The organism is Mycobacterium sp. RTGN4, assembly GCF_033804635.1.
Lineage (GTDB): Bacteria > Actinomycetota > Actinomycetes > Mycobacteriales > Mycobacteriaceae > Mycobacterium.
Genome location: NZ_JAPZLB010000004.1, coordinates 255,273 through 282,004 on the forward strand (window position 1 = coordinate 255,273; position 26,732 = coordinate 282,004).

Annotated in this window: 26 protein-coding genes; 14 read left to right on the plus strand and 12 right to left on the minus strand. The window is 67.4% G+C overall.

Features of this window, described 5'->3' with window-relative positions; genetic code table 11:
* Positions 1–202: 202 nt before the first annotated feature.
* The gene (locus SLQ30_RS11085) at positions 203–460 is read right to left on the minus strand and encodes a hypothetical protein (RefSeq protein WP_319446316.1); all 258 of its coding nucleotides are present in this window, start codon (positions 458–460) and stop codon (positions 203–205) included.
* 122 nt (positions 461–582) lie between these two features.
* Between SLQ30_RS11085 and SLQ30_RS11090 the strand changes: the two genes are divergently transcribed.
* A complete protein-coding gene (locus SLQ30_RS11090) occupies positions 583–2,397 on the plus strand; it encodes a DEDD exonuclease domain-containing protein (RefSeq protein WP_413467996.1) in 1,815 nt (604 codons plus the stop codon).
* Here the strand turns inward: SLQ30_RS11090 and trpD are convergent.
* The gene (gene trpD, locus SLQ30_RS11095; protein ID WP_319446509.1) at positions 2,381–3,457 is read right to left on the minus strand and encodes an anthranilate phosphoribosyltransferase; all 1,077 of its coding nucleotides are present in this window, start codon (positions 3,455–3,457) and stop codon (positions 2,381–2,383) included. The genes SLQ30_RS11090 and trpD overlap by 17 nt on opposite strands.
* Before the next feature lie 50 nt (positions 3,458–3,507).
* Here trpD and SLQ30_RS11100 point away from each other — a divergent pair, with 50 nt between their 5' ends.
* From SLQ30_RS11100 to SLQ30_RS11115, 4 genes are read left to right on the plus strand one after another with little or no spacing between them, the layout of a single operon-like run.
* Positions 3,508–4,119, plus strand: coding sequence for a heme-copper oxidase subunit III (locus SLQ30_RS11100; protein ID WP_319446317.1), 612 nt, complete (start codon positions 3,508–3,510; stop codon positions 4,117–4,119).
* Between the two features lie 20 nt (positions 4,120–4,139).
* Positions 4,140–4,976, plus strand: coding sequence for a cytochrome c (locus SLQ30_RS11105; RefSeq protein WP_319446510.1), 837 nt, complete (start codon positions 4,140–4,142; stop codon positions 4,974–4,976).
* Positions 4,973–6,142, plus strand: a complete 1,170-nt coding sequence (locus tag SLQ30_RS11110) for a ubiquinol-cytochrome c reductase iron-sulfur subunit (protein ID WP_319446318.1) — start codon at positions 4,973–4,975, stop codon at positions 6,140–6,142. The genes SLQ30_RS11105 and SLQ30_RS11110 overlap by 4 nt, the downstream gene beginning before the upstream one ends.
* On the plus strand, positions 6,139–7,806 hold the full coding sequence (locus SLQ30_RS11115; protein WP_319446319.1) for a cytochrome bc complex cytochrome b subunit: 1,668 nt from the start codon (positions 6,139–6,141) through the stop codon (positions 7,804–7,806). Before SLQ30_RS11110 ends, SLQ30_RS11115 begins: the two co-directional genes overlap by 4 nt.
* A gap of 303 nt (positions 7,807–8,109) precedes the next feature.
* Here SLQ30_RS11115 and SLQ30_RS11120 read toward each other — a convergent pair whose 3' ends face one another.
* The 4 genes from SLQ30_RS11120 to SLQ30_RS11135 all read right to left on the minus strand — a co-directional run bounded on the left by SLQ30_RS11120 (position 8,110) and on the right by SLQ30_RS11135 (position 11,313).
* Positions 8,110–8,754, minus strand: coding sequence for a DUF2561 family protein (locus SLQ30_RS11120; protein WP_319446320.1), 645 nt, complete (start codon positions 8,752–8,754; stop codon positions 8,110–8,112).
* Complete coding sequence (locus SLQ30_RS11125; protein ID WP_319446321.1) at positions 8,754–9,563, minus strand: MmpS family transport accessory protein; 810 nt, start codon at positions 9,561–9,563, stop codon at positions 8,754–8,756. The genes SLQ30_RS11120 and SLQ30_RS11125 overlap by 1 nt, the downstream gene beginning before the upstream one ends.
* Positions 9,564–9,741: 178 nt before the next feature.
* Positions 9,742–10,161, minus strand: a complete 420-nt coding sequence (locus SLQ30_RS11130; RefSeq protein WP_319446322.1) for a cytochrome c oxidase subunit 4 — start codon at positions 10,159–10,161, stop codon at positions 9,742–9,744.
* Between the two features lie 9 nt (positions 10,162–10,170).
* Positions 10,171–11,313: a cytochrome c oxidase subunit II gene (locus tag SLQ30_RS11135; protein WP_413468008.1), complete on the minus strand. Its 1,143-nt coding sequence runs from the start codon at positions 11,311–11,313 to the stop codon at positions 10,171–10,173.
* 106 nt (positions 11,314–11,419) lie between these two features.
* Between SLQ30_RS11135 and asnB the strand changes: the two genes are divergently transcribed.
* Entirely contained in the window at positions 11,420–13,351 is a 1,932-nt protein-coding gene (gene asnB, locus SLQ30_RS11140) for an asparagine synthase (glutamine-hydrolyzing) (RefSeq protein ID WP_319446324.1), read from the plus strand.
* 22 nt (positions 13,352–13,373) lie between these two features.
* Here asnB and SLQ30_RS11145 read toward each other — a convergent pair whose 3' ends face one another.
* On the minus strand, positions 13,374–14,348 hold the full coding sequence (locus tag SLQ30_RS11145) for a carbohydrate kinase family protein (RefSeq protein ID WP_319446325.1): 975 nt from the start codon (positions 14,346–14,348) through the stop codon (positions 13,374–13,376).
* A gap of 110 nt (positions 14,349–14,458) precedes the next feature.
* On the opposite strand from SLQ30_RS11145, the gene SLQ30_RS11150 reads away from it, so the two are divergent.
* A complete protein-coding gene (locus SLQ30_RS11150; protein WP_319446326.1) occupies positions 14,459–15,085 on the plus strand; it encodes a hypothetical protein in 627 nt (208 codons plus the stop codon).
* Positions 15,086–15,090: 5 nt separating this feature from the next.
* On the opposite strand, the gene SLQ30_RS11155 is transcribed toward SLQ30_RS11150, so the two are convergent.
* Both SLQ30_RS11155 and SLQ30_RS11160 read right to left on the minus strand, forming a co-directional pair.
* Positions 15,091–15,453: an iron-sulfur cluster assembly accessory protein gene (locus SLQ30_RS11155; protein WP_319446327.1), complete on the minus strand. Its 363-nt coding sequence runs from the start codon at positions 15,451–15,453 to the stop codon at positions 15,091–15,093.
* Between the two features lie 130 nt (positions 15,454–15,583).
* Complete coding sequence (locus SLQ30_RS11160) at positions 15,584–16,642, minus strand: glycerate kinase (protein ID WP_319446328.1); 1,059 nt, start codon at positions 16,640–16,642, stop codon at positions 15,584–15,586.
* 70 nt (positions 16,643–16,712) lie between these two features.
* Between SLQ30_RS11160 and SLQ30_RS11165 the strand changes: the two genes are divergently transcribed.
* The 4 genes from SLQ30_RS11165 to SLQ30_RS11180 are packed head-to-tail and all read left to right on the plus strand — an operon-like array spanning position 16,713 to position 19,692.
* Entirely contained in the window at positions 16,713–17,387 is a 675-nt protein-coding gene (locus SLQ30_RS11165; protein ID WP_413467997.1) for a DUF3043 domain-containing protein, read from the plus strand.
* 6 nt (positions 17,388–17,393) lie between these two features.
* Complete coding sequence (locus tag SLQ30_RS11170; protein WP_319446329.1) at positions 17,394–17,924, plus strand: bifunctional adenosylcobinamide kinase/adenosylcobinamide-phosphate guanylyltransferase; 531 nt, start codon at positions 17,394–17,396, stop codon at positions 17,922–17,924.
* Positions 17,921–18,970 (plus strand): nicotinate-nucleotide--dimethylbenzimidazole phosphoribosyltransferase, encoded by a 1,050-nt coding sequence (gene cobT, locus SLQ30_RS11175; RefSeq protein WP_319446330.1) that lies wholly within the window; start codon positions 17,921–17,923, stop codon positions 18,968–18,970. Before SLQ30_RS11170 ends, cobT begins: the two co-directional genes overlap by 4 nt.
* Entirely contained in the window at positions 18,967–19,692 is a 726-nt protein-coding gene (locus tag SLQ30_RS11180) for an adenosylcobinamide-GDP ribazoletransferase (protein WP_319446331.1), read from the plus strand. The genes cobT and SLQ30_RS11180 overlap by 4 nt, the downstream gene beginning before the upstream one ends.
* Here the strand turns inward: SLQ30_RS11180 and SLQ30_RS11185 are convergent.
* Both SLQ30_RS11185 and gcvT read right to left on the minus strand, forming a co-directional pair.
* On the minus strand, positions 19,689–20,795 hold the full coding sequence (locus tag SLQ30_RS11185) for a branched-chain amino acid aminotransferase (protein ID WP_319446332.1): 1,107 nt from the start codon (positions 20,793–20,795) through the stop codon (positions 19,689–19,691). The two genes, SLQ30_RS11180 and SLQ30_RS11185, sit on opposite strands and share 4 nt — an antisense overlap.
* A 22-nt stretch (positions 20,796–20,817) precedes the next feature.
* Positions 20,818–21,915 carry a glycine cleavage system aminomethyltransferase GcvT gene (gcvT, locus tag SLQ30_RS11190; protein WP_319446333.1) on the minus strand — a complete coding sequence of 366 codons (1,098 nt, stop codon included), beginning with the start codon at positions 21,913–21,915 and terminating at the stop codon, positions 20,818–20,820.
* 42 nt (positions 21,916–21,957) lie between these two features.
* Here gcvT and SLQ30_RS11195 point away from each other — a divergent pair, with 42 nt between their 5' ends.
* A complete protein-coding gene (locus SLQ30_RS11195; RefSeq protein ID WP_319446334.1) occupies positions 21,958–23,469 on the plus strand; it encodes a leucyl aminopeptidase in 1,512 nt (503 codons plus the stop codon).
* A gap of 18 nt (positions 23,470–23,487) precedes the next feature.
* Here the strand turns inward: SLQ30_RS11195 and SLQ30_RS11200 are convergent, their stop codons facing one another.
* On the minus strand, positions 23,488–23,844 hold the full coding sequence (locus SLQ30_RS11200) for an oxidoreductase (RefSeq protein WP_319446335.1): 357 nt from the start codon (positions 23,842–23,844) through the stop codon (positions 23,488–23,490).
* Between the two features lie 205 nt (positions 23,845–24,049).
* On the opposite strand from SLQ30_RS11200, the gene sucB reads away from it, so the two are divergent.
* Both sucB and SLQ30_RS11210 read left to right on the plus strand, forming a co-directional pair.
* The gene (gene sucB, locus SLQ30_RS11205; RefSeq protein ID WP_319446336.1) at positions 24,050–25,795 is read left to right on the plus strand and encodes a 2-oxoglutarate dehydrogenase, E2 component, dihydrolipoamide succinyltransferase; all 1,746 of its coding nucleotides are present in this window, start codon (positions 24,050–24,052) and stop codon (positions 25,793–25,795) included.
* Between the two features lie 15 nt (positions 25,796–25,810).
* The gene (locus tag SLQ30_RS11210; RefSeq protein ID WP_319446337.1) at positions 25,811–26,725 is read left to right on the plus strand and encodes a TIGR01777 family oxidoreductase; all 915 of its coding nucleotides are present in this window, start codon (positions 25,811–25,813) and stop codon (positions 26,723–26,725) included.
* Positions 26,726–26,732 lie beyond the last annotated feature (7 nt).

Genomic DNA, 26,732 nt, shown 5'->3' on the forward strand with positions numbered 1-26,732 from the left:
TAGGGGTCGTCGAATTCCACGGTTGCATCGCTGCGTGCGGTTGAAACTCAAGATTTCGCGTCCTTCAACTGCCGTTACGAGCCGTCGAAACTGCTGTCAGGTCTCAGATAGGTTACGAAACGGCATCGGGGTTGTCCAACAGAACGGCAAATTTAACAGGAGCAAGGGAATTTTCTTCGCTGTCTTTGACAGCTGCGTGTCGCTAGGCGGCGCCCGAATCCCCTTCGGGTTCAGAGTGGCGGTGGATGGGAACCAACCGCAACCGTGGTGCCAGCCCCGCGTCGGCCAGCACCTCCAAGGCCTTGCGCTCGTCGTCCAGCAAACTCTCAGGAATGCCGAGCAGGACACTCACCACGCAGTCCTGGCATCCGATCCCGCGTACCGCGCAGTCGTCGCAGTCGATGACGACGGCTCCGGTGTCCGAATTGGGTGGCTCCGGGGTATTGGACGTGTGTGCCATTTCCGGCGCTCCTCTCGATGCTCGTTCGAAGGTTCGTTCGAATCCTCCGCGTCACAGCCACGCTAACGACGGCCACTGACAAATCACACGGATGTCAGTTACCGGGCCTACGGTCACGTGCCATGGGGCAGCTGAGCTTCGTCGACCTCGGGTCGGAGGACGGGCTGGCTCCGCTGTCGCTCCACGACACCACCTTCGTGGTCGTCGACCTGGAGACCACCGGGGGCCGCGCGAAGGAATCCGCGCCAGGCCGAAACGACCACGACGCCATCACCGAGCTCGGCGCAGTCAAGGTGCGCGGCGGCGTGGTGCTCGGCGAAATGGCCACCCTGGTCGACCCCGGCCGCTCCATTCCGCCCCAGATCGTCACCCTCACGGGCATCACCACCGCCATGGTGTGCAACGCCCCGACGATCGAGTCGGTGCTACCGACCTTCCTCGAGTTCTCCCGGGGCGCGGTGCTGGTGGCCCACAACGCCGGCTTCGACGTCGGGTTCCTGAAGGCGGCCGCCGAGCGGTGCGGGCTGCCGTGGCTCCGGCCACCCGTGCTGTGCACGGTCAAGTTGGCACGCCGGGTGCTCACCCGGGACGAGGCGCCCAGCGTCAGGCTTTCGGCGCTGGCGCAACTCTTCGGCGCATCCACCACGCCGACGCATCGCGCGCTCGACGACGCACGCGCCACGGTCGACGTTCTGCACGCCCTGATCGAGCGGGTCGGCAATCAAGGCGTACAGAGCTACCCGGATCTGCGGGCCTACCTGCCCGACGTCAGTCCTGCCCAACGCCGCAAGCGCACGCTTGCGGTGGGCTTGCCCCGCCGCCCGGGCGTGTACCTGTTCCGCGGCCCGACCAACGAGGTGCTCTACGTCGGCACCGCCGTCGATCTGCGACGCAGGGTCGGGCAGTACTTCACCGGTGCCGAACCGCGCACGCGGATCAAGGAGATGGTGCTGCTGGCCACCGCCGTCGATCACGTCGAGTGCGCGCACGAGCTCGAGGCGGGTGTGCGCGAGCTTCGCCTGCTTGCCGCCCACGCACCGCCGTACAACCAACGCTCCAAGTTCCCGCACCGGTGGTGGTGGGTGGTGCTCACCGACGAGGCCTTCCCGCGCTTCTCGATCGTGCGGGCCCCCAAGCACGACGTCGCGGTCGGGCCGTTCCGGGTTCACGGCGACGCCGTCGACACAGCAGCCCTGCTGGCCCGCTTCACCGGTATACGCACATGCTCCGTCCGTTTGGGCCGTTCGGCGCTCCACGGGCCATCCTGCGTCCAGCGCGAGGTATCGCCGTGCCCGGCACAGCGCGACGTGAGCGCTTCCGACTACGCCGCCGCTCCCGATGCCGCAGCCCAGATGATCGCGGGCCGCCACGACGACGCCCTGCGCGCCGCGCTCGCGCACCTCGACGAATTGGTGGGTCGGGGCCGCTACGAAACGGCTGCACGGCTACGCGATCACACCGCTACGGCCATCGATGCGCTGTGGCGTGGACAACGTCTGCGTGCGCTGGTGGGGGTCGAAGAGCTCGTCGCGGCACGTCCCGACGGCAGCGGCGGCTGGCACCTCGCGGTCATCCGACACGGTCAGCTGGCCGCCGCAGCGAATGCACCCCGCGGGGTGCCACCGATGCCGGTCGTATCCACGATTTGCGCTGCCGCACAAGTGATTCTGCCCAGTCAAGCCCCACTTGGTGGCGCACTCGTCGAGGAAACGGCGTTACTCGCCCGATGGCTCGCGCAACCCGGGGTGCGCGTGGTTCGCGCCACTTCCGGATATGCCACGCCGCGCGGGTCCGCCGGCCGCCTGGCGCTCTGGTCGGCCACGGCCAGGTCCGCACGCATCGCCGCGCAACAAGCAGTCGAGGACGACGCCGAGCTGATCGGCCGCCTGCAGCGTCGCCCGAAGACTGATCTGGCCGAGCTCAGAGCTTCGCGGTAAAGCGCACCCACCGCGCAAGCAGCTGTTCGGCCGCACCGGAGTCGATCGCTTCCTTGGCGCGCGCCAGCCCGTCCTCCCAGGCGGGCACCCACTTGGCATCACTGGACAACCCCGCATGGGCGACCATCGCGCCCGCCGCGTTGAGCATGACGGCGTCGCGGACCGGCCCCGTGGCGCCTGCGAGCACCTCCCGGACCGACGCGGCGTTGGCCTCGGCGTCACCGCCGGTCAACTCGGCCAAGTCCGCGCGCCGAAAGCCGAATGCGGCCGGGTCGAACGTCAGCCGCTCCACCGTGCCGGCCTGGACCCGCCAGATGGTGCTGGTCGTGGTGGTGGTCAGTTCGTCGAGTCCGTCGTCTCCGTGCACGACCAACACGCTGGACGCCCTGGCCGCGAAGACTCCGGCCATGACCTCGGCAAGGTCACCCCACGCGCAGCCGATGAGCCCGGCCCGCGGTGCCGCCGGATTGGTCAGTGGCCCAAGCAGATTGAAGACGGTCGGCACACCGATCTCGCGACGGACCACCGAGGCGTGCCGATAGGAGGGATGAAATTGCGGGGCGAAGCAGAACCCGATGCCCACTTCTGCCACGCTGCGCGCCACGTCGTCGGGTCCCAAGTCGATCCGCACGCCGAGTGCCTCCAGCGTGTCGGCTCCGCCGGACAGCGAGGACGCGGCGCGGTTGCCGTGTTTGACGACGGGAATTCCGCTCGCGGCGACCACGATCGACGCCATCGTGGAGAGGTTCACGGTGTTGGCGCCGTCGCCGCCGGTACCGACGACGTCGACCGAGTCATTGCCGAACGAATCGGTCGGCACCCGTCGCGCGTGTCGAAGCATGGTGTCCGCAAGCTCGGTGACTTCCGCGGACGTCGGCCGCTTCATCTTCATCGCGACCGCGAACGCGGCGATCTGGGCGGGCGTCGCGGCGCCGGTCATGATCTGGTCCATCGCCCACGACGCCTCACCGGAGAGGAGCGGCTGCCGGGTGGTCAGTCGCCCGAGCAGCTGCGGCCAGGTCTGGGAATCGTCAGTAGACACGGCCCGATTATGACGAATGTTGCGACCCGGGTGGAGTTCAACAACTACAAAGCGTCATACTTGCTCCTGTGACGAGTGCTGTAGGGACCTCGGGAACCGCGATCACTGCGCGCGTGCATTCGCTGAACCGTCCCAATATGGTAAGTGTCGGCACCATAGTGTGGCTTTCCAGCGAACTCATGTTCTTTGCTGGACTGTTCGCCATGTACTTCACCGCTCGGTCGCAAGCCGGCGGCAATTGGCCGCCGCCCCCGACCGAGCTGAACCTGGTGCAGGCGGTGCCGGTCACGCTGGTGCTGATCGCCTCGTCGTTCACCTGTCAGATGGGCGTCTTCGCCGCTGAACGTGGCGACGTCTTCGGACTGCGCCGCTGGTACGTCTTGACCTTCGCGATGGGCCTGTTCTTCGTCCTCGGCCAGGGCTACGAGTACTACCACCTCGTCAGCCACGGAACGACGATCCCGGGCAGCGCATACGGCTCCGTCTTCTACCTCGCGACGGGCTTCCACGGCCTGCACGTCATCGGCGGCCTGATCGCCTTCATACTCCTGTTGGCCCGCACCCGGATGAGCAAGTTCACCCCGGCCCAGGCCACCGCAGCGATCGTCGTGTCGTATTACTGGCACTTCGTCGACATCGTGTGGATCGCACTGTTCGCCGTCATCTACTTCGTCCGATGATCGGCTCGCCGATGCGTTCGATGATCCGTTGGCCGATGAGAAGGGGTTCGATGACCAGCAAGTCCCGCCGTCGGCTGCGCCGTCGTCTTTCGGCAGCAGTCCTGTTGCTGATCGGACTTCTCTTCGCGGGTGGGCTCGCCGCCACCCTGACGCCGAAACCGCAAGTCGCACAAGCCGACGAGTCCTCGTTGGCGCTGCTGCGCACGGGCGGGCAGCTGTTCGAGACCTCCTGCGTGACATGCCACGGCGCGAACCTGCAGGGCGTGCCGGACCGCGGGCCGAGCCTCATCGGCGTCGGTGATGCGGCGGTGTACTTCCAGGTCTCCACCGGACGCATGCCCGCCATGCGCGGTGAGGCGCAGGCTCCGCAGAAGGCCCCCATCTTCGACGAGCACCAGATCGACGCGCTCGGCGCCTTCGTTCAGGCCAACGGCGGCGGCCCGACCGTTCCGCGCGACGCCAACGGCGGGGTGGCGCAGGACTCGCTGCTCGGCCACGACGTCGCTCGCGGTGGCGACCTGTTCCGGCTCAATTGCGCTTCGTGCCACAACTTCACCGGGAAGGGCGGCGCGCTGTCGTCGGGCAAGTACGCCCCCGACCTGTCCGACGCCGAACCCGCCCAGATCTTCACCGCGATGCTGACCGGGCCGCAGAACATGCCGAAGTTCTCCGACCGTCAGCTGAGCCCGGAGCAGAAGCGCGACATCGTCGCCTACGTCAGGCAAGCCACCTCGACACCTGACCCCGGCGGCTACGGTCTCGGTGGTTTCGGGCCCGCTCCGGAGGGCATGGCAGCCTGGATCATCGGGATGGTCGCGGTGATCGGCATTTCGATGTGGATCGGATCACGCGCATGAGTGACACCAAGGGCCCAGAAATCCCGACCGATGCCGAACTGGCCGAGCTCTCCCGCGAGGAGCTCGTCGAACTCGGCGGTCGGATCGACGGCGTCGAGACCGTCTTCAAGGCGCCCCGGTGGCCGGTTGAGGGCACCAAGGCCGAGAAGCGCGCCGAGCGGGCCGTCGCGTATTGGCTTCTGTTTGGCGGCCTTTCGGGCCTGGCGCTGTTGGTCATCTTCCTGTTCTGGCCGTGGGAGTACAAGCCGTTCGGCTCCGAGGGCGAGTTCATCTACTCGCTGACCACTCCCCTATACGGGCTGACGTTCGGGCTCTCGATTCTGGCCATCGGCATCGGTGCGGTGCTGTTCCAGAAGAAGTTCATCCCCGAGGAGATCTCGATCCAGGAGCGCCACGACGGCGCTTCGCCGGAGGTCGCCCGTAAGACCATCGCGGCCAACCTGACCGACGCCCTCGAGGGTTCAACCATCAAGCGGCGCAAGCTCATCGGGCTGTCGCTCGGCATCGGACTCGGCGCCTTCGGACTCGGCACGGCCGTCGCGTTCATCGGCGGGCTCATCAAGAATCCTTGGGCCAAGGTCGTGCCGACGGCGGACGGCATGAATGCCGTGCTGTGGACCTCGGGTTGGACCCCGCGCTTCCACGGCGAGACCATCTTCATGGCCCGTGCGACCGGCCTGCCCGGCGAGTCGCCGTTCGTCAAGATGCGGCCCGAGGACATCGACGCCGGCGGCATGGAGACCGTGTTCCCCTGGCGCGAGAGCGACGGCGACGGCACCACCGTCGAGTCCGCCCACAAGCTCACCGAGATCGCGATGGGCGTGCGAAACCCCGTGATGCTCATCCGCATCCGCCCCTCGGACATGGGCAAGGTGGTCAAGCGGCAAGGCCAGGAGAGCTTCAACTTCGGCGAATTGTTCGCATTCACCAAGGTGTGCTCGCACCTGGGCTGCCCGTCTTCGCTGTACGAGCAGCAGACCTACCGCATTCTCTGCCCCTGCCACCAGTCGCAATTCGACGCGTTGCATTTTGCCCGGCCCATCTTCGGCCCCGCTGCACGCGCGCTCGCACAACTTCCGGTGACAATCGACAAGGACGGCTATCTAGTAGCCAACGGCAATTTCATCGAGCCCGTCGGACCTGCATTCTGGGAGCGGAAATCATGAGTCCACAGAATCGTTCAACAAAGCTGGCTGATATCGCAGCTTCGCAAGGCGAAGCCATCGATTCGCGCTACCACCCATCAGCTGCGGTGCGCCGTCAGCTGAACAAGGTCTTCCCCACCCACTGGTCGTTCCTGCTCGGCGAGATCGCGCTCTACAGCTTCATCGTGCTGCTGCTCACCGGCGTGTATCTGACCCTGTTCTTTGACCCGTCGATGGCCGAGGTCACCTACCACGGGGTGTACCAGCCGTTGAACGGCGTGCAGATGTCGCGCGCATACGAGTCCACGCTGGATATCACCTTCGAAGTGCGTGGCGGGTTGTTCGTCCGCCAGATCCACCACTGGGCCGCCCTGCTGTTCGCGGCGTCGATCATGGTCCACCTCGCCCGCATCTTCTTCACCGGCGCGTTCCGTCGGCCCCGCGAGGCGAACTGGGTGATCGGCTCGCTGCTGCTGATCCTGGCCATGTTCGAGGGTTACTTCGGCTACTCGCTGCCCGATGACCTGCTCTCCGGAACCGGGCTGCGCGCGGCGTTCTCCTCGATCACCTTGGGCATGCCCCTGATCGGCACATGGCTGCACTGGCTGCTGTTCGGCGGCGACTTCCCCGGCCAGATCATCATTCCCCGGTTGTACGCACTGCACATCCTGCTACTTCCCGGAATCATGTTGGCGCTCATCGGCGTTCACCTGGCGATGGTGTGGTTCCAGAAGCACACCCAGTTCCCCGGACCGGGCCGCACCGAGCAGAACGTGGTCGGCGTGCGCGTCATGCCGGTCTTCGCGGTCAAGTCCGGCGCGTTCTTCGCCATGACCGTCGGCATCCTCGGCATCATGGGCGGGCTGCTGCAGATCAACCCGATCTGGCAGCTGGGTCCCTACAAGCCGTCCCAGATTTCAGCAGGCAGCCAGCCCGACTTCTACATGATGTGGACAGACGGATTGGCCCGTATGTGGCCGGCATGGGAGTTCTACCCCTTCGGACACACGATTCCCGCGGCCGTGGCGGTCGCGTTGATCATGGGCCTGGTATTCATCCTGCTGATCATCTACCCGTTCCTGGAGAAGAAGTTCTCCGGCGACGACGTCCACCACAACCTGTTGCAGCGGCCCCGCGACGTGCCCGTCCGGACGTCGATTGGTGCCATGGCGATCGCGTTCTACATGGTGTTGACCCTCGCGTGCATGAACGACATCATCGCGCTCAAGTTCCACATCTCGCTCAACGCGACGACGTGGATCGGCCGCATCGGCATGGTCGTGCTGCCCGCGATCGTGTACTACATCACCTACCGGTGGTGCGTGGGTCTGCAGCGCAGCGACCGCGCAGTGCTCGAGCACGGCATCGAGACCGGCATCCTCAAGCGGCTGCCTCACGGGGCCTACATCGAGTTGCATCAGCCACTCGGCCCCGTCGACGACCACGGTCATCCGATCCCCCTCGAATACCAGGGTGCCGCCCTTCCGAAGAAGATGAACAAGCTTGGCTCGGCAGGCGCGCCGGGCGCAGGCAGCTTCCTGATTGCCGACCCCACGACCGAGAGCGACGCGCTGGCCGAGGCCGCTCACGCCGCCGAACACCGTGCGCTCACCGCTGTGAAGGAGTATCAGGACGAGCTGAATGGCTCGTCGAACGGCAACGGATCCTCGAACGGTCACCACTGATCGGCTGAACGGCTGCCTTCCCGTCCGTTAGGGCGGGAACGGCGGACCGGCGCGTGATCCGCGACGCCGAAGACGGAGGGGCAGACCCGGGAGGACACTCGGGGGCGGCTCAATCGTCTCGCGCGGCCGGCTGACACCCCGCACACCGGCACTTCAGACAAGTCACTTCCCGGGCCTGCGCCACAAACCTACAGCTCAAATCAACCCCCGATACCTGACACACAGAAGCGCCGCACGCCCAACCGAGCACGTCGTCCGATCCGGGGCTGAGCTTCGGGCTGACGCCCGCGGGGCGAGCGGCGCTTAACTCAGTACGTCGCGCAGCTGACGCAGGAAGTACCACGGGGCGGCGGGCAAGGCCACCGTCACCAGTCCGGCCACGACGTAGGCAGCCCAGGCCAGCCCGTCGTGTTCCGATGCCATCAGATAGGTGCCGATGCCGATGGCGGCCGTCGCGGCGCCGATCGCACTGGCCATAACCAGCGTGCAGCGCAGCGAAAGCTGCTCCACGGCAGCAGTCGGGAATCCGACACGACTGGTGGGCGGCGGGACCGCTTGACGACGGATGGCAGGCGCACCAAAGCCGCGCTGCCTACCTTCGGTGCCCAACGGCGGGCCGAACACGTTCTGCGTCGAGGAGGGAGGCCCAGCTTCGGTCCGCCCGCCGTTGTCGAGCGCCGATTTGCGGGCCCGGATCAAGAGCGGGATGGCGCCGACGATGACAATCGCCGACACCCCGATGACGGTGTAGAGCAACCATGGCGTCGGGCTGCTCTCCCCCGCCGCCGAATGGGGCCGCCCGAGGTCGACCAGGGCGACGATGGCGGCCACCGCGGCCGCCAGTGCAACCAGCCAGAGCGCAGCGCACACGCCCAACAAGATTCGGTCGGTCTGGTCCGGTGCATCGAGGGTTGACCGCGTGCGTCCCGCGGCGTCGTCGTATGTCATCAGCAGGCAGTCTGCCAGTCATTGTTCTGTTGCGAGGCGATCGTCTGACCGTCGCTGGTGGTGATCGAGCAGTTCAGCTTGCTCAGCCGCAGCAGGCTCGAGGCCTGAACGGAGCCGAACTCCGACATCGAGATGGGTGTCACGGTCAGCGACCACGGGATGTACACGTTCTGCTGGGTGCGTTGCCTGCCCGATGCGTCGGTATATGTCACCGAGATCCTGTCCAGCGGCGCCTTGGTACCGGTCACCGTGTACGTGATGAATCGAGGGCCGGCCGGCGGCGTGCTGGCCGGGGGCGGCGGCGGGGCTCCCTCGGCGGGCGGTGGTGGCGTGTCCTGCGTCACCGTGACCGTCTCCGGCGGTGGAGGCGGAGGCTCTTCACTGGTCGGCGGTGGCGGCGGAGGGGGTGGTGGCGGCTCCGGCGGCGTCGTGGTGGTAGTGATCTCGTCCTGAACGGGCGGGCCTGGTGTCGTAGTGCTGGTGGACGGTGTCGCCAGGTTGGTGTTGTCGGTGCGGGTGACGAGCACCGCCACTGACGCGACCAGGGCGATGGCGGCGACGATCGCGACCACCCCGACCACCCACGGCCAACGCGGAGGCTGCTGGTCGGCGAGCGCAGCGGATTCGTAGCCGTCGTACTCGTAAAGCGCGACTTCGGACGGAACGTAGGGCCCGCTGGTGAACTGCTCGGATTCAGGTGCCGAGTACGCCTGCGAGTGGATCTCCGTCTCCCCCGTCGGGGGTGGTGCCTCGCCAGTCGGCTCGTCCGGTGTCGGAGAATCCGATTCTGGGGGATTCGGCCCGCTCATCTACGCCTATCCTTTTCGACTGCTGATTCGGCGCGACGCCACCTGTGGGGTGGTGACCGACCGTGCTCTGGCAACCTTACCGAACGCCTCGATCACGCGGTCCTCGCCGCGAGCCGGGTCACCCAACTGACGTTTGATTTGTGATCTTTGCGCGCGGCGTGACCATGCGCGATGCGCGTCAGTGCTTCTCGGCACCGATGTAGTACTCGAAGACCAGGCCGGCCACCGACGCCAGTACGAACACGACGCCCGCAGCGATCAGCCATGGGAGCCACAACGCGGTCGCGACGGCCGTGACCGACGCCGACAGGGCGATGAGCAGGGGCCACCAGCTACCCGGGCTGAAGAAGCCCAGTTCCCCAGCGCCATCGGCGATCTCGGCGTCCTCGTAGTCCTCGGGCCGGGTATCCAAGCGACGGGCCACGAAGCGGAAGAACGTGCCGGTGATGAGCACCAGCCCGGTGGTGAGCACCAGCGCCGTCGTACCGGCCCATTCGATGCCGCCGGTCGCGTACATCGCCGTCAGCACGCCATAGCCAACCGCAGTCAGCGCAAAGAACGCGGTCAGGAACTCGAACAGCCTCGCCTCGATATGCATGTGTCGTCCCTACTTGCTCGCCTGGGGGGCAACCCCGGCCTGCTCACCGCGCCGGGTGTCGAACGGGTGGGTGGTAACCGCCTCGGCTGGCAGGCCAATGGCCCTCAGCGCGTCGGCATTGGTCCCGTCTGGGTGGTCGGTGCGGTATTGGAGGTAGGCCTTGAAGTCGTTGGGTTCCACGACGCGAACCTCGAAATTCATCATCGAGTGGTACGTCCCGCACATCTCGGTGCATCGCCCGACGAAGGCGCCGGTCTCCTGGATCTCGCTGACCTGGAAGATGTTGTCCGAGTTGTTGGCCTTGGGATCCGGCATCACGTCGCGCTTGAACAGGAACTCCGGCACCCAGAACCCGTGGATCACGTCGGCGGACGCGATCTGGAACTCAATGCGCTTGCCCTTGGGCAGCACCAGGATTGGAATCTCGGTGCTCGTTCCGATGGTCTCGACCTTGTCGAAGTTCAGGTACGTGCGATCTTCGGGGTTCAGTCCGTGGATCGGGCCGACGAGCTCTTCACCGTGAGCGTCCTTGCCTTCCGGCTTGGACACCATGGCGTCCTTGCGGGCGGCGTCGACGCCGTCGTACTTGATCGTGCCGTCCTTGAAGTCGACCTTCTGGTAGCCGAACTTCCAGTTCCACTGGAACGCCGTGACGTCGACGACGACCTCGGGATTCGGGTCCTTGTGGAGCATCGTCTCCTGCACCACGACGGTGAAGTAGAAGAGCACCGAGATGATCAGGAATGGCACCACGGTCAGCACCAGTTCCAGCGGCATGTTGTAGCCGAACTGACGCGGCAACTCGGTGTCGGTCTTCTTCTTGCGGTGGAACGCGCTGGTCCAGAAGATCAGGGCCCAGACGATGACGCCCACCACCAGCGACGCGATCACGCACGCGATCCACAACTCGCGGTTGAGCTTGGCTTCTGGCGTGATGCCCTTCGGCCAGCCGAGCGCGAGCGCGTCGGCCCAGCTACAACCGCTGAGCAGCAGCGCAGTGCCGCCGAGCACAACGGACAACGCCACCAGCTTGCACCCGCGAGCGGTCACGTTGGCGCCTCCTGAAAGTCGGTGGAAACGGGCGAATACTACGCAGCGTAGACCACACCCACGGGGCGGAGCGAAGCGACTCGGGAATGGCCCGGCGGGCAGGAGCGAAGCGACCGGGGAATGTCACGGCGGGCAGGAGCGAAGCGACCGGGGTATGTCACGGCGGGACGACTCCCGGCTCTCGTTGGCGAACCGGCATACTGGCCCGGTGTGTGGACTCCTGGCCTATCTGACTGACCCGTCCACAAGGGTTTCTCCCGAACTCGACGACGCGGTGTCCGGTGCTGCGCACCTGATGCGTCACCGAGGCCCTGACGAGCCGGGAACCTGGTCCGACGACGACGTGGTGCTGGGTTTCAACAGGCTGTCGATCATCGACATCGCGCACAGCCACCAGCCGCTGCGCTGGGGTCCGCCGGAGGCCCCCGATCGCTACGTGTTGGTGTTCAACGGCGAGATCTACAACTACCTCGAACTGCGCGACGAGCTCACGGCCGACTACGGCGTGGCGTTCGCCACCGTCGGCGACGGTGAGACGATCGTCGCGGCCTATCACCACTGGGGCACCGAGGCCCTGAACCGGCTGAGGGGCATGTTCGCGTTCGCGCTGTGGGACACCGTCGAGCGTGAATTGTTCTGCGCGCGCGACCCGTTCGGCATCAAGCCGCTCTTCATGGCGACCGGCCCCGGCGGCACGATCGTCGGCAGCGAGAAGAAGTGCCTGCTCGCCCTGGCCGAGAACGCAGGCGTCGACCTCGGCATCGACGTGCGCGCCGTGCAGCACTACACGGTGCTGCAGTACGTGCCGGAGCCCGAGACGTTGCATCGGGGCGTGCGCCGGTTGGAGTCCGGCAGCTACGCGAGGATCCGACCGGGTGGCACGCCCAAGGTGACTCGCTACTTCGAGCCCAAGTTCGCGGCCGTGCCGTTCGTCGCCGGCCGCGAGCAGAGCCGCTACGACGAGATCACCGCGGTGCTGGAGGATTCGGTTGCCAAGCACATGCGTGCTGACGTCACCGTTGGCGCATTCCTGTCAGGCGGCATCGACTCGACGGCGATCGCTGCGCTCGCGATGCGGCACAACCCGCGACTGATCACGTTCACCACGGGTTTCGAGCGCGAAGGCTTCTCGGAGGTCGACGTCGCCGTGGCATCGGCGGAGGCCATCGGTGCCCGGCACGTGACGAAGGTCGTCAGCGCGGCCGAGTTCGTAGCAGCGTTGCCCGAGATCGTCTGGTATCTCGACGAACCCGTGGCCGACCCCGCCCTGGTGCCGTTGTTCTTCATCGCCCGCGAGGCGCGCAAGCACGTGAAGGTGGTGCTGTCCGGCGAGGGTGCCGACGAGTTGTTCGGCGGCTACACGATATATCGAGAACCTTTGTCGCTGAAGCCTTTCGACTATCTCCCCCGGCCCGTCCGGCGCACGCTGGGCAAGGCGTCCAAACCCCTGCCCGAAGGGATGCGGGGCAAGAGCCTGCTGCATCGCGGCTCGTTGACCCTCGAGGACCGGTACTACGGCAATGCGCGCAGCTTCTCCGACGAGCAACTGCGCGCCACGCTGCCGGGATTCCGCCAGGAGTGGACGCACACGGACGTCACCGCGCCGCTCTACGCCAGCTCGAACGGGTGGGATCCGGTGGCGCGCATGCAGCACATCGACCTCTTCACCTGGCTGCGGGGCGACATTCTGGTCAAGGCCGACAAGATGACGATGGCGAACTCACTCGAGCTGCGGGTGCCATTCCTGGATCCCGAGGTCTTCGCGGTGGCCTCACGATTGCCGTTCGACCAGAAGATCACCCGCACTACGACCAAGTACGCGCTACGCCGCGCGTTGGAACCGATCGTGCCCGCGCACGTGCTCAACCGACCGAAACTTGGTTTCCCCGTGCCGATCCGGCACTGGTTGCGCACGGGAGAGCTGCTCGACTGGGCGTACGCGACCGTCAACGCGTCACAGACGGGCGACCTGATCGACGCCGCGGCGGTGCGTCAGATGCTCGACGAACATCGCAGCGGCGCAAGTGATCACAGTCGCAGACTCTGGACCGTGCTGATCTTCATGCTGTGGCACGCGATCTTCGTCGAGCACAGCGTCACGCCACAGATCAGCGAGCCGCACTACCCCGTGCAGATCTAATCTGCCACGGCGGTGCCGTGGATCAGGCCAGCGCTCCGGCGATCTCGGCGCCGGCGTCCGTGCCGTAGGCATCGGTAATGCGGGTCATCGCAGCCGCCTTGTCCCAGTTCCACTCCTGCGGACCGGGCGCCTCGAACACCAACACGGCGACCATCGACGCCAGCTGCGCGGACCGCTCGAGGCTCAGCCCGGCACTGCGCCCGGTGAGGAACCCGGCGCGGAACGCGTCGCCGATGCCGGTCGGGTCGGCCTGATGCGTTTCGGGCACCACGCCGACGTGAACGAAGGTGCCGTCAGAGGACACCAGGTCGACGCCCTTGGGCCCAAGCGTGGTGACGCGCAAGCCGATCTGGTTCATCACCTGGGCCTCGCTCAACTCCGACTTCTGCAGCAGCAGATCCCACTCGTAATCGTTGGTGAACAGGTAGGTGGCTCCGCCGATGAGCTTGCGGATCTCCTCGCCCGACAGGCGCGCCAACTGCTGCGAAGGATCCGCGGCGAACGACAGCCCCAGCGCGCGGCATTCCTCGGTGTGCAGGAACATCGCCTCTGGGTCGTTCGCGCCGATGATGACGAGTTCCGGTGTGCCCGTCCGCGTTACGACGTCGGTAAGCTTGATGTTCCTGGCCTCCGACATGGCTCCCGGGTAGAAGGACGCGATCTGCGCCATGTCCTCGTCGGTGGTGCAGACGAATCGAGCGGTGTAGGCCGAGTCGGAGATCAGCACACTCTCGCAGTCGACGCCATGCGCCCCGAGCCATTGCCGGTATTCGGCGAAGTCCTTGCCCGCCGCACCGACGAGCGCGACGTCCCCTCCGAGCACCCCGATGGCGAAGGCCATGTTGCCTGCGACGCCACCGCGGTGGATCACCAGATCATCCACGAGGAAGCTCAGCGAAACCTTCTGCAGGTGATCGGCCAAAAGCTGTTCGGAGAATTTCCCAGGGAACTGCATCAGATGGTCGGTCGCAATGGATCCCGTCACCGCAATGGTCACGCAGGGTCACCCTTCATTCGAGTCAGCCGCTTTCGTTTGAGTAAGACGCTTTGCAGTCGGCCGTTTTTGTAGAAACGAGCTGCAGGTCAGTGCGCTAGCCTAACAACGTCATGGCCGGACCAATTCCGTACCCCGAATCCCCTTACCCGGAATCACTGCCCCAGCAGCCGTTTCCGCCGACGGGGCCGCCACCGGCTTCCGCCGCCTACCCCGGCGGCCTTCCGCCTCCGGTCGAGTACCCGAAAACGCCCAGGCGAAGCCGATGGTTGGTCATCGTGCTCGGGCTGTTGGTGGCCGCAGTCATCGCAGCCGTCGTAGCGGCGCTGATCCTCGCCGAGCGGCGCCCCGCGGGGGCCGGCGACGCCGTGTTGAATCCGGATTCGGCGAAGGCTGCCATCCAGCAATACCTCGACGCACTCGCCCAGGGCGACGACGAGACCATCGCACGGAACGCATCCTGCGGGCTCTTCGACGCCATCAAGGACAAGCAGCCTGACATGGCCCTGGCCAAGCTCGCCAGCGACGTATTCCGTCGGCAGTTCGACAGTGTTCAGGTCCAGCAGGTCGACAAGATCGTGTCGCTGTCCGAAAACCAGGCGCAGGCCCTGTTCACCATGAAGGCGAAGACGGCCACGCGTGAGACCGAGGTGGACCGTCAGTCCGTTGCACAGTTGCTCGTCCAGGGCAACGAAATCCTGGTCTGTTCCTATCTACCGCGGAGCGCGGGACCCTTCTAAGCGGGTCAGTTGAAGGAGTCGCCGCAGGCGCAGGACCCGGTGGCGTTCGGATTGTTGATGGTGAAGCCGCCACCGGTCAACGCGTCGACGAAGTCGATCTGGGCATCCTGCAGGTAGGGCGCGCTCATCCGGTCGACGGTCAGCTGGACGCCGTCGAAGTCGACGTCGAGGTCGCCGTCCTGTGACCGGTCGTCGAACTCGAGCTTGTACCGAAGGCCTGCGCAGCCGCCTGGCTCGACGGTGATCCGCAGGAACACGTCATCGCGCCCTTCCTGCTCCATCAGCGTCTTGGCCTTGGCAGCCGCGGCGTCGGTCAGGATGACGCCGTGGGCCGCGGTGATGGTCTTCGACTCGTCCTGAACTGTCATCGATTCTCTCCCTGGTGCGTGCTCACGGATGCGTTGCCTCGGCTCGATGCCGAGAAACCGCCTTGAACTTCCTCAACGGTACCTTGTTGGGCCGCTATTCCCGACCCTCAGCAGATTCGCCACGGCGCGGTCACGCCCAATTGGCGGAGGTCTGCCTGGCCAGGCCGGCCAGCTGATTTGCGGCGTCATCCATCGCGAGTTGGATCGATCCGGCGTAGTCGGCAATGGAGTGCGCCTGCGCAATGCCTGCGTTGCTCAGCGCTGCGCCGTCCAACGTGACCTGGCCAGCCAATACGAGCACGGGCGCATCCCCGGCGCCCGCCGCCAGCGCACTGACCACCTTGCCGTGCAGGGACTGGTCGTCGAACCGACCTTCACCGGTGATGATGAGCTCGGCGGCGGCGACGTCGTCTGCCAAGCCGGTGTGCTCGGCGATGATTGCGGCCCCGGACTCGCGGCGGCCGCCAAGGGCCAACAACGCAGCGCCAAGGCCGCCTGCGGCTCCCGCACCGGGTTCACCGCGGACATCGCGACCCGCCGCGGCGAGTTCGGCAGCCCAATCGGTCAACCGGCGTTCGAGCGCGGCCACCGTGGCGGGGTCGGCACCCTTCTGTGGGCCGAACACCGCCGCGGCGCCCCGCTCGCCCAGCAACGGATGTTCGACGTCGGTGGCGGCGATCAGTTCGACGTCGGCAAGTCGGGCTTTGGCGGCCGCCAGCCCGCCCAGCGCGTCGACCAGGCCGCGTCCGCCGTCGCTACACGCACTGCCACCCAGTCCGACCACGATTCGACGCGCGCCCGCCTGCAGCGCAGCGTCGACCAATTGGCCGACGCCCACGCTGTGCGCTTCGACGGCCGTTCGGACCGTGGGGCCCTCTGGCAGTAGCGCCAGCCCGCACGCCTGGGCGCATTCGAGATAGGCCGTGTCCGACGCCGGATCGAAAACCCACTCCGCGGTGACTTCGTCGGAAAGTGGGCCCGACACCCGAAGCGAACGACGCTCGCCAAGCCTGCTGGCCAGAACGTCGACGAAACCCGGTCCCCCGTCGGATTGCGGAGCCAGCGTCAGCGCGTCGTCGGGACGGCCGCTTGCCCAGCCGGCCGCGATGGACTCGGCGGCCTGCACCGCGGTCAAACTGTCCCCAAAACAGTCGGGGGCGATCAGCACACGCAGCGCCTGACCCGTCATTCCAGCAGGGTATGTCGGCGCAATCGGAGGCGCATGCCGGGCAGCGCGGATACGGAAGTAACCTGGTGGCGTGAATCTGCTGGGCCGTAAGAAGAACACCGCGCAAGCCGAAGTGGACGCCGCGTCCGCAGCGGCCGCCGACGAAGAGGCCCAAGCAGCCGCCCGCGTCACCGCGCCCAAGGGCAGACCGACGCCGAAGCGCAGCGAGGCCGCCCGCAAGCGCGGCCCGGTGGCGCCTGCGCCGTTGACCGCCTCCGAGGCAAGGAAGCGCCGCAAGGAACTTGGCGGTCCGAAGCTCAGCAAGGAGGAACGCAGCGCCGAGAAGGTCCAGCGCCGCGCCGCCATGGCGGACCGCCGCGAACGGATGATGGCTGGCGAGAACGGTTACCTCCTGCCCCGCGATCAGGGTCCCGTGCGGCGCCTGGCCCGCGACGTGGTGGATTCCCGCCGCAACGTGCTGGGCCTCTTCATGCCCGCCGCGCTCGCCATGGTGTTCGTGATGCTGTCGATCCCGTCGTTGGCGGTGCAGCAGGCCGTCACGCCGGGCATGCTCGTGCTCATCGTGGTGATGGCGATCGATGGCGTCTTCGTCGGCCGCCGCGTCAACAAGGCCGTCGACGCAAAGTTCCCCGACAACACCGAAAGCGGCTGGAAGCTGGGGCTCTACGCGGCCAGCCGGGCCTCCCAGCTGCGCCGGATGCGGGCACCGCGCCCGCAGGTCAAGCGCGGCGACAAGATCGACTGATCCGCCGTGCGGGTTCTGACGCTCGGCGGCATCCGGTCGGGCAAGTCGGCGTGGGCGGAAGCGACGATGGCACGTTCCGTCGGCCCCGATGACCCCGTCCGCTACGTGGCCACCGGAGCCTTGAGTGACGACCCTGACTGGACGGTCCGGGTGACCATTCACCGGGCCCGCAGGCCGGCATCCTGGTCAACGGTCGAAAGTGCCGACGTCGCAGCGCAATTGAGCGCCCCGAAGCAGCCCGCCACCCTGGTCGATGACATGGGCGGCTGGCTGGTCGCGGCAATGGATCGCCACGGCGCGTGGACCGGCGGTTCGGTGACGCGCGACGTCGACGAGCTCGTCGGCGCGGTCGACGGCTACGGTGGGCCGCTCGTCCTCGTCAGCCCGGAAGTCGGCTTGTCGGTGGTGCCCGCGACGGAGTCCGGCCGGCTGTTCGCCGACGCGCTCGGCGCGCTGAACCAGCGGTTGGCCGCCGTGTGTGACCGCGTCGTCTTGGTGATCGCCGGGCAGGAACTGATCGTGAAGGAGTCGAAGTGACGGACTTTCCCGGCATCACGCCGCCGGATGCGCAGGCGGAGGCCGCCGCCCTCGCCCGCCAGGGCACGCTGACCAAGCCGCCGGGGGCACTGGGCAGGCTCGAAGCGCTGTCGGTGTGGGTTTCGGCGTGCCAAGGGGTCTGCCCCCCGCGACAGTTCGAGCGGCCACGGGTGGTCGTGTTCGCAGGCGATCACGGGGTCACCGCGGCCGGGGTCTCGGCCTTTCCGTCAGAGGTGACTGCGCAGATGGTCGCGAACTTCGAAAGTGGCGGGGCGGCCATCAACGTGTTGGCCGAGCTGGCGGGCGCCTCCGTGCGCGTCGTCGACATCGCCGTCGACTCCGATGGCCCACTGACGCCTGCGATCGGGAAGTACAAGGTGCGCCGCGGCAGCGGCAACATCGCCGTCGAGGACGCCTTGACTGCCGAGCAGACCGACGCCGCGGTGGAGGCGGGGCGTCGCATTGCCGACGAAGAGGTCGACGGCGGTGCCGATCTGTTGATCGCGGGCGACATGGGCATCGGAAACACCACGCCGGCAACGACGCTGATTGCCGCGCTGACAGATTCGGAGCCCGTCGCCGTCGTCGGAAGGGGCACCGGGGTCGACGACGAAGGCTGGGCCCGCAAGACCGCGGCCATCCGGGACGCCTTGTACCGGGGGCGCGGGCTTTCGACGAGTCCCCTTGCGCTGCTTCAGGTCTGCGGCGGTGCGGACCTGGCCGCGATGGCAGGTTTCTGCGCCCAGGCCGCGGTACGCCGCACGCCGGTACTGCTCGACGGCGTGGTGGTGACTGCGGCGGCGCTGGTGGCCGACCGCTTGGCGCCGGGCGCACGCGCGTGGTGGCAGGCCGGCCACCGCTCCACCGAGCCCGCCCACGCGCTGGCGTTGGAGCGGTTGCAACTCGATCCGATCGTCGACCTCCAGATGCGGCTGGGCGAGGGCACGGGCGCGGCCGTGGCCCTGCCGATCGTGCGGGCCGCGGTGGCCACGCTCGCCTCGATGGCCACGTTCGGGGAGGCGGCCGTAAACGACGGCGGCACGTGATCTCCTCGCTCGCCGGCGCGTTGGCGTTTGCGACGGTGCTGCCGATACCTGCACGTCATGCGTTCGGGCGCGGCGCGCTGACGGCCTTGCCTCTGGTGGGCGTGCTGCTGGGCGGCGCGGCGGCCGGGACGACGTGGGCGGCGGCACACGCCTTCGGTGCGGGACACGCGCTCACCGGCATGGTCGCCGTTGCGGTGCTGGCGCTGCTCACCCGCGGGCTGCACCTCGACGGCTTGGCCGACACCGCCGACGGACTCGGCTGCTACGGACCGCCCGAACGCGCGCTCGCCGTCATGCGGGATGGCGCAGCAGGCCCGTTCGGCGTGGCGGCCGTGGTGCTCACGCTGGTAATTCAGGGGCTCGCGTTCTCGACCACGAGTCTTATCGGCATCGTGGTCGCCGTCGCGGCGGGCCGGGTGGCCGTGGTGCTGGCCTGTCTGCGCGGGGTGCCCGCGGCGGCGGGCAGCGCCCTTGGCGGGGCCGTGGCGGGCACTCAACCGCGGTGGGTGGCGGCAGCCTGGGTCGTGGCCGTCGCGGGCGCCGCCACGTTGGCAGCGCCGCGGCCATGGCAGGGCCCCGCAGCCGTACTCGTCGCCTTGGCACTCACGGCCGCGTTGGTCGCGCACTGCGTCCGCCGATTCGGGGGCATCACCGGTGACGTGCTCGGCGCTGCGCTCGAATTGACGACGACGGTCGCCGCGCTGGGACTGGCCGTGCGTTAGTCGAGCCGTGTCATCCAGCCGTGCGTGTCGGCGAACGTGCCCCGCTGGATACCGGTCAACGTGTCGCGCAGCGCCATCGTCACTTCGCCCGGTTCGCCATCGGCGATGGTGAACTCGCCATCGCCGGACTTGACGTGCGACACCGGTGTGATCACCGCGGCCGTACCGCAGGCGAACACCTCGGTGATCTCGCCTGCGGCGGCCTTCTTCTGCCACTCGTCGACGTCGATCTTGCGTTCCTCTACGGAGAATCCCGCATCAGTTGCCAACTGCAACAACGAATCTCGCGTGATTCCGGGAAGCAGTGAACCGCTTAGTTCGGGTGTGACGAGCCGCGCCGAACCCCCGCTTCCGAACACGAAGAACAGGTTCATGCCGCCCATTTCCTCGACGTTGCGGCGCTCGATCGCGTCCAGCCAGACGACCTGGTCGCAACCGTGTTCGGTAGCCTCGGCCTGAGCCAGCAGCGACGCCGCGTAGTTGCCGCCGAACTTGGCCGCACCGGTGCCGCCGGGGCTGGCGCGCACGTATTCGGTGGACAACCACACCGACACCGGCTTGAGGCCGCCCTTGAAGTACGCGCCGGCCGGGGAGGCGATGACCATGTAGCGATACTGCGTGGAAGGCCGCACGCCGAGTCCGGGTTCGGTGGCGAAGATGAACGGTCGCAGGTACAGCGACTCCTCCCCGCCCGCCGCGGGAACCCAATCGCTGTCGACGGCGATCAGCTGCCGCAGCGATTCGATGAACACGTCGGCAGGCAGTTCGGGGATGGCCAGTCGACGCGCGGACGTGCGCAACCGGGCCGCGTTGGCGTCCGGCCGGAACGAGACGATCGAATCGTCCGCCCAGCGGTAGGCTTTCAGCCCTTCGAACACTTCTTGGGCGTAGTGCAGCACGATCGCCGAGGGATCGAGCGCGATCGGACCGTACGGAAGGACCGAGGCGTCGTGCCAGCCCTGGCCTTCGGTGTAATCGATGGACACCATGTGATCGGTGTGGAACCGCCCGAATCCGGGGTCGCCAAGGATCTCGGCACGTACCTCGTCGCTCGCCGGGCTGGAATTGCGGGCAAGCGAGAACTCGAGGTGGCCTTCGGTCATATGGCGATTGTATAACCCGCGGCTAGCGAGTTTTAGCCTCCACGAAAGGCGGCGCGACCACCTCGCACTCGAGCGCTTTGCCGCGCACGTCCACCGCCACGCGCTGCCCGTCCGCGATGCCTGCGTCGGCGTCGATCAGCGCCAGCGCGATACCGAGTTTCAGTGTGGGAGAAAAGGTTCCGGAGGTCGTGACCCCGACGGGGGTGTCGCCGGCGAGCACCGTCATATCGGCGCGCAACACCCCGCGGCCGACGGCCCGTAGCCCGCGCAGGAGTCGTGTCGGTCCGGCCGCCTTTTCCGCCAGCAAGGCGTCGCGGCCCCAGAATGCGTCCTTCTTCCACCCGACCGCCCACCCGCAGCGGGCCTGCAGCGGCGAGCTCTCCAGCGACAGTTCGTGGCCGTGCAGCGGATAGCCCATCTCAGTGCGCAGCGTGTCGCGTGCGCCCAGGCCTGCGGGCTCCCCACCTGCGGCCGAGACGGCTTCGACCAGCGCGTCGAACACCACTGCGGCCCGGTCCCAGGACGGCAGCAGTTCATAGCCGTGCTCGCCGGTGTAGCCGGTGCGGCAAACCCGGACCGGAACGCCGCCGAACTGGGCATCGGCGTAACCCATGTAGTTCATCTCCGTGGGAAGCCCGAGGCTGCCGACCACGTCGGCGGACTTCGGACCCTGCACGGCCAGCACTGCGTAGGCGCGATGCTCGTCGGTGATCGTCAGTCCCGACGGCGCCCGCTCGATCAGTGCGGCCACGACGGCAGGCGTGTTGGCGGCGTTGGGCACCAGGAAGATCTCGTCGTCGGAGACGTAGTAGGCGATCAGATCGTCGATCACACCGCCGGAGTCGTTGCAGCACAACGTGTATTGCGCCTTACCCGGCCCGATGCGGCGTAGGTCGTTGGTCAGCGCGGAGTTGACGTACTGCGCCGCCCCGGGCCCACGAACCAGCGCCTTGCCGAGGTGGCTGACGTCGAACAGGCCGACGGCATTGCGGGTCGCGTTGTGTTCGCTCACCGTGCCGGCGTATGACACCGGCATCGACCAGCCCGAAAATTCGGCGAAGCTCGCGCCGAGCTCGCGGTGGCGGTCCTCCAGGGGGCCCTGCAGCAGGTTGTCACTCACGCCCGACACCCTAATCTCCGCGCATCGCTAGGGTTTAGTCCCGTGACTACTACTCCCGGCTACCAGTCCCCCACCGTCACGGTCTCGGCCACCCTGCCCAAGAAGGGCCTCGGCGCGTCGGTGCTGATCGTGCCCGTGGTCGCGGGCGAGGACGACGAACCCACCGTGGTCGCGAACCCGTTCCTGGACGCCGAGGCGACCGGCGAGATCGAGGTCGCGTTGAAGGCGCTCGGAGCCAAGGCCGCTGCGGAGTCGACCACCCGGGTGATCGCCCCGTCGCTGCCCGTGGCCAGCGTGCTGGCGGTCGGCCTCGGCAAGGCTCGCGACGAGTGGCCTGCCGATGTGATCCGGCGAGCGGCGGGCGTCGCCGCTCGGGCACTGTCCGGCACCGAGTCGGTGGTGACGTCGTTGACCGAGCTGGACCTGGAGGCCGCCATCGAGGGCCTGATCCTGGGGTCCTACCGGTTCACCGACTTCCGCAGCGCCAAGACGGCGCCCAAGGAGCCGGGCCTGACGACCCTGACGGCCCTCTCGACGGCGAAGGGCGCCAAGTCCACCGCGGCCCGCGCAGCCGACATCGCCACTGCGGTGGCCACCGCCCGAGATTTCGTGAACACCCCGCCGAGCCACCTGTTCCCGGCTGAATTCGCCAAGCGGGCAAAGGCTTTGGGCGAGGCCGCCGGCCTTCTCGTCGAAGTGCTCGACGAGAAGGCACTCGACAAGGGCGGGTACGGCGGGATCGTCGGCGTCGGCAAGGGCTCGTCGCGCCAACCGCGGTTGGTGCGGCTGATCCACAAGGGCGGCACCTCCAAGAAGTCGAAGACGGTCGCGCTCGTCGGCAAGGGCATCACGTTCGACACCGGCGGCATCTCCATCAAGCCTGCGGCGAACATGCATCACATGACATCGGACATGGGTGGCGCCGCGGCCGTCATCGCCACGGTCGTGCTGGCCGCCAAGCAGCAGCTGCCGATCGACGTCATCGCAACGGTGCCGATGGCCGAGAACATGCCGTCGTCCACGGCGCAGCGGCCCGGCGACGTGCTGACCCAGTACGGCGGAATCACCGTCGAGGTGCTCAACACCGACGCCGAGGGCAGATTGATCCTGGCCGACGCCATCGTGCGGGCCTGCGAGGACGAGCCCGACTACCTGATCGAAACGTCCACGTTGACGGGCGCGCAGACCGTCGCGCTCGGCGCCCGTACGCCAGGGGTGATGGGCAGCGACGAGTTCCGCGATCGGGTGGCCGCGCTGTCGCAAGGCGTCGGCGAGAACGCCTGGCCCATGCCATTGCCCGACGAGCTCAAGGACGACCTGAAGTCGACGGTGGCCGACCTGGCGAACGTCAGCGGGTCGCGGTTCGCGGGGATGCTCGTCGCTGGGGTGTACCTGCGTGAGTTCGTCGCCGATGGCGTGCAATGGGCGCACGTCGACATCGCGGGTCCGGCCTACAACAGCGGCGGCCCGTGGGGCTACACCGGCAAGGGTGGTACGGGCGTACCGACGCGGACCATGTTCGCGGTGCTGGAGGACGTGGCCGCCAACGGCTGATACCTCGCCGAACGTGAATTACCCGTCCTCGAGCGCACGTCGCCGCTCTCGCTTGCGTTCGATGCGGCGGCGGGCGTCGTAATCGCGCATGCGCTGGGGATAGCCGACCTTCTGCACGTCGTACACGGGGATCTGGAGCTGGTCGCTGAGCTTGCGGGCACCGGCATCACCGCCGGCGCGTCGGCGGGTCCACTCGCCGTCTGCGGCGATCAGCACGACCGTCACCTCGGTGACGGTGGTCTTCGGTTCCACGAAAGCCTCGACACCCTCGTGCTCCACGACCCACTGACGTAGGTAATTGAGGTCGGCATCCGGATCCTGGCCGTCGGTCGAGCGCCGTGGGCCACGACCGCGAAACCTGTTCAACAGTCCCAACTGGACCTGACTCCCTTCAGCGCTGCCTCCCGCAATCGACGGGACCTCACTTTCGATAGTGCCAGAGCAAAACGTGCTGTCGGAGGGCAGAAGCGAAGCGACTGGGGATTCTGCAGAGTCTGCGACGACCGACGGCGATGGACGTGACAGGATGGGGAATCGACATTCGACCCGTGCCGAGCGACCGTCCGAGGAGTCAACACACATGGCCATCTCCGTCCAGATGCCCGCACTCGGTGAGAGCGTCACCGAGGGCACCGTCACGCGATGGCTGAAGCAAGAGGGCGACACCGTCGCTGTCGACGAGCCGCTGCTTGAGGTCTCGACCGACAAGGTCGACACCGAGATCCCGTCGCCGGTCGCCGGCGTGCTGACCAAGATCATCGCGCACGAGGATGACACCGTGGAGGTCGGCGGCGACCTCGGACTCATCGGCGAGGCGGGCGAGGGCGGCGGCGGCGACGCGCCCGCCGAAAAGGCACCCGAACCCGAACCCGAACCTGCTGCCGAAGCGCCGGCACCCGAGGCCGCCGAACCCGAACCGGAGCCCGCACCCGCGCAGCCGGCCAAGCCAGTCGCGTCGACCGGCGAGTCAACGTCGGTCACGATGCCCGAACTCGGAGAATCCGTCACCGAGGGCACCGTCACCCGCTGGCTCAAGAAGGTCGGCGACTCGGTCGCGGTAGACGACCCACTGGTCGAGGTGTCCACCGACAAGGTCGACACCGAGATCCCCTCGCCGGTGGCGGGCACGCTGCTGGCGATCACTGCCGAGGAGGACGACGTCGTCGCCGTCGGCGGTGAACTGGGCAAGATCGGTGCAGAGGGCGCCGCGCCCGCAGCCGAGCCGGCACCCGAACCCACGCCGGAGCCGAAGCCCGAACCGAAGCCAGAGCCCAAGCCAGAGCCGAAGGCCGAGCCCAAGCCGGAACCAAAACCAGAGCCCAAGCCCGAACCGAAACCAGAACCCAAGCCGGAGCCCGCCACCGCAAAGGCAGAGCCCGCAGGCGACGGCAGCCCATACGTCACTCCACTGGTGCGCAAGCTGGCCGGCGAGCACGGCGTCGACCTGACGACGGTGAAGGGCACGGGCATCGGCGGCCGAGTCCGCAAGCAGGACGTGCTGGCAGCCGCCGAGGCGAAGAAGGCACCCGCACCCGCTGCGCCCGCGGCCTCCGCGCCTGCGGCTCCCGCACCGGCGGCCACCCCCGCCCCGGCCCTGGCGCATCTACGCGGCACCGTCCAGAAAGCCAACCGGATCCGTCAGATCACGGCCAAGAAGACGCGCGAATCCCTGCAGACCACAGCACAATTGACTCAGACCCATGAGGTCGATCTGACCAAGATCGTGAACCTGCGTGCGCGGGCCAAGGCCAGCTTCGCGGAGCGCGAGGGCGTCAACCTGACGTTCCTGCCGTTCTTCGCGATCGCCGTGATCGACGCCCTGAAGGCGCACCCGAACGTCAACGCCAGCTACAACGAGGACTCCAAGGAGATCACCTACTACGACGCCGAGCACCTTGGCTTCGCGGTCGACACCGAGCAGGGGTTGCTCTCCCCCGTCGTCCACAACGCTGGGGATCTGTCACTGGCTGGGCTGGCCCGCGCCATCGCCGACATCGCCGCCCGCGCGCGGTCGGGCAACCTCAAGCCCGACGAGCTTTCGGGTGGCACCTTCACGATCACCAACATCGGCAGCCAAGGGGCGTTGTTCGACACGCCGATCCTGGTGCCGCCGCAGGCGGCGATGCTGGGCACCGGCGCGATCGTCAAGCGGCCACGCGTCGTCGTCGACGACAACGGCAACGAGTCGATCGGCGTCCGGTCGGTCTGCTACCTGCCGTTGACCTACGACCATCGACTGATCGACGGCGCCGACGCGGGCCGTTTCCTGACCACCATCAAGCGTCGCCTCGAAGAGGCCGCGTTCGAGGCCGACCTCGGTCTCTAGAAAGGCTGACGGCCAGTGGCCGATGGAAACAACAATGCCGTCGTCGCGATCGCGGGTTCCTCCGGACTGATCGGTTCGGCCCTGACGTCGGCCCTGCGCGCGGCCGACCACCGGGTGGTGAGGATCGTCCGGCGGGCGCCGTCGAATCCCGACGAGTTGTTCTGGAATCCCGACATTGGCGAGTTCGACGCGAGCGCGCTGCGTGGCGTCGACGCGGTGATCAACCTGTGCGGCGTGAGCGTGGGTGGTAAACGCTGGTCGGGAGCGTTCAAGCAAAGCCTGCGCGACAGCCGCATCGGGCCAACCGAGGTGCTGTCGAGCGCCGTCGTTGCGGCCGGCGTGCCAGTACTCGTCAACGCCAGTGCGGTCGGCTATTACGGCGACACCCGTGACCGCGTCGTCGACGAGTCGGCACCCGCGGGTCGCGGTTTTCTCGCCGGGCTGTGCCAAGACTGGGAGGCGGCAACGGAATCCGCTACGCACGGGGGCGTGCGGGTGGTGTTGGTGCGCACGGGTTTGGTGTTGGCCCCAGCGGGTGGGCTGCTGGCCCGCATCAAGCCGCTGTTCGGCCTTGGGCTCGGCGCGCGACTCGGCAACGGTCGCCAGTACATGCCGTGGATCAGCCTCGAGGACGAGGTCCGTGCGCTGCTTTTCGCGATCGGTCACGACCTGTCCGGACCGATCAACGCAACGGGGCCCGCGCCCGTCACCAATGCCGAGTTCACGGGAGCATTGGGCCGCGCCTTGAACCGGCCGACGCCGATTGCCGTACCGGGGTTCGCACTGCGCACCCTGCTCGGCGAGTTCGCCGAGGAAGGCGTGCTCGGCGGGCAGCGCGCCATCCCCGCAGCGCTCGAACGCGCCGGATTCGAGTTTCACCACAAGACAATCGGCGAAGCCTTCGGCTACGCGACCGCTCCGAAGGATTAACTCCAGT

Excerpts from the sequence above, each read along its gene's own strand:
- SLQ30_RS11085 (WP_319446316.1), bottom strand. The coding sequence starts at position 460 with ATGGCACACACGTCCAATACCCCGGAGCCACCCAATTCGGACACCGGA.
- SLQ30_RS11090 (WP_413467996.1), top strand. The coding sequence starts at position 583 with ATGGGGCAGCTGAGCTTCGTCGACCTCGGGTCGGAGGACGGGCTGGCT.
- SLQ30_RS11105 (WP_319446510.1), top strand. The coding sequence starts at position 4,140 with ATGATCCGTTGGCCGATGAGAAGGGGTTCGATGACCAGCAAGTCCCGC.
- SLQ30_RS11110 (WP_319446318.1), top strand. The coding sequence starts at position 4,973 with ATGAGTGACACCAAGGGCCCAGAAATCCCGACCGATGCCGAACTGGCC.
- SLQ30_RS11115 (WP_319446319.1), top strand. The coding sequence starts at position 6,139 with ATGAGTCCACAGAATCGTTCAACAAAGCTGGCTGATATCGCAGCTTCG.
- SLQ30_RS11120 (WP_319446320.1), bottom strand. The coding sequence starts at position 8,754 with ATGACATACGACGACGCCGCGGGACGCACGCGGTCAACCCTCGATGCA.
- SLQ30_RS11125 (WP_319446321.1), bottom strand. The coding sequence starts at position 9,563 with ATGAGCGGGCCGAATCCCCCAGAATCGGATTCTCCGACACCGGACGAG.
- SLQ30_RS11130 (WP_319446322.1), bottom strand. The coding sequence starts at position 10,161 with ATGCATATCGAGGCGAGGCTGTTCGAGTTCCTGACCGCGTTCTTTGCG.
- SLQ30_RS11150 (WP_319446326.1), top strand. The coding sequence starts at position 14,459 with ATGGCCGGACCAATTCCGTACCCCGAATCCCCTTACCCGGAATCACTG.
- SLQ30_RS11155 (WP_319446327.1), bottom strand. The coding sequence starts at position 15,453 with ATGACAGTTCAGGACGAGTCGAAGACCATCACCGCGGCCCACGGCGTC.
- SLQ30_RS11160 (WP_319446328.1), bottom strand. The coding sequence starts at position 16,642 with ATGACGGGTCAGGCGCTGCGTGTGCTGATCGCCCCCGACTGTTTTGGG.
- SLQ30_RS11185 (WP_319446332.1), bottom strand. The coding sequence starts at position 20,795 with ATGACCGAAGGCCACCTCGAGTTCTCGCTTGCCCGCAATTCCAGCCCG.
- sucB (WP_319446336.1), top strand. The coding sequence starts at position 24,050 with ATGGCCATCTCCGTCCAGATGCCCGCACTCGGTGAGAGCGTCACCGAG.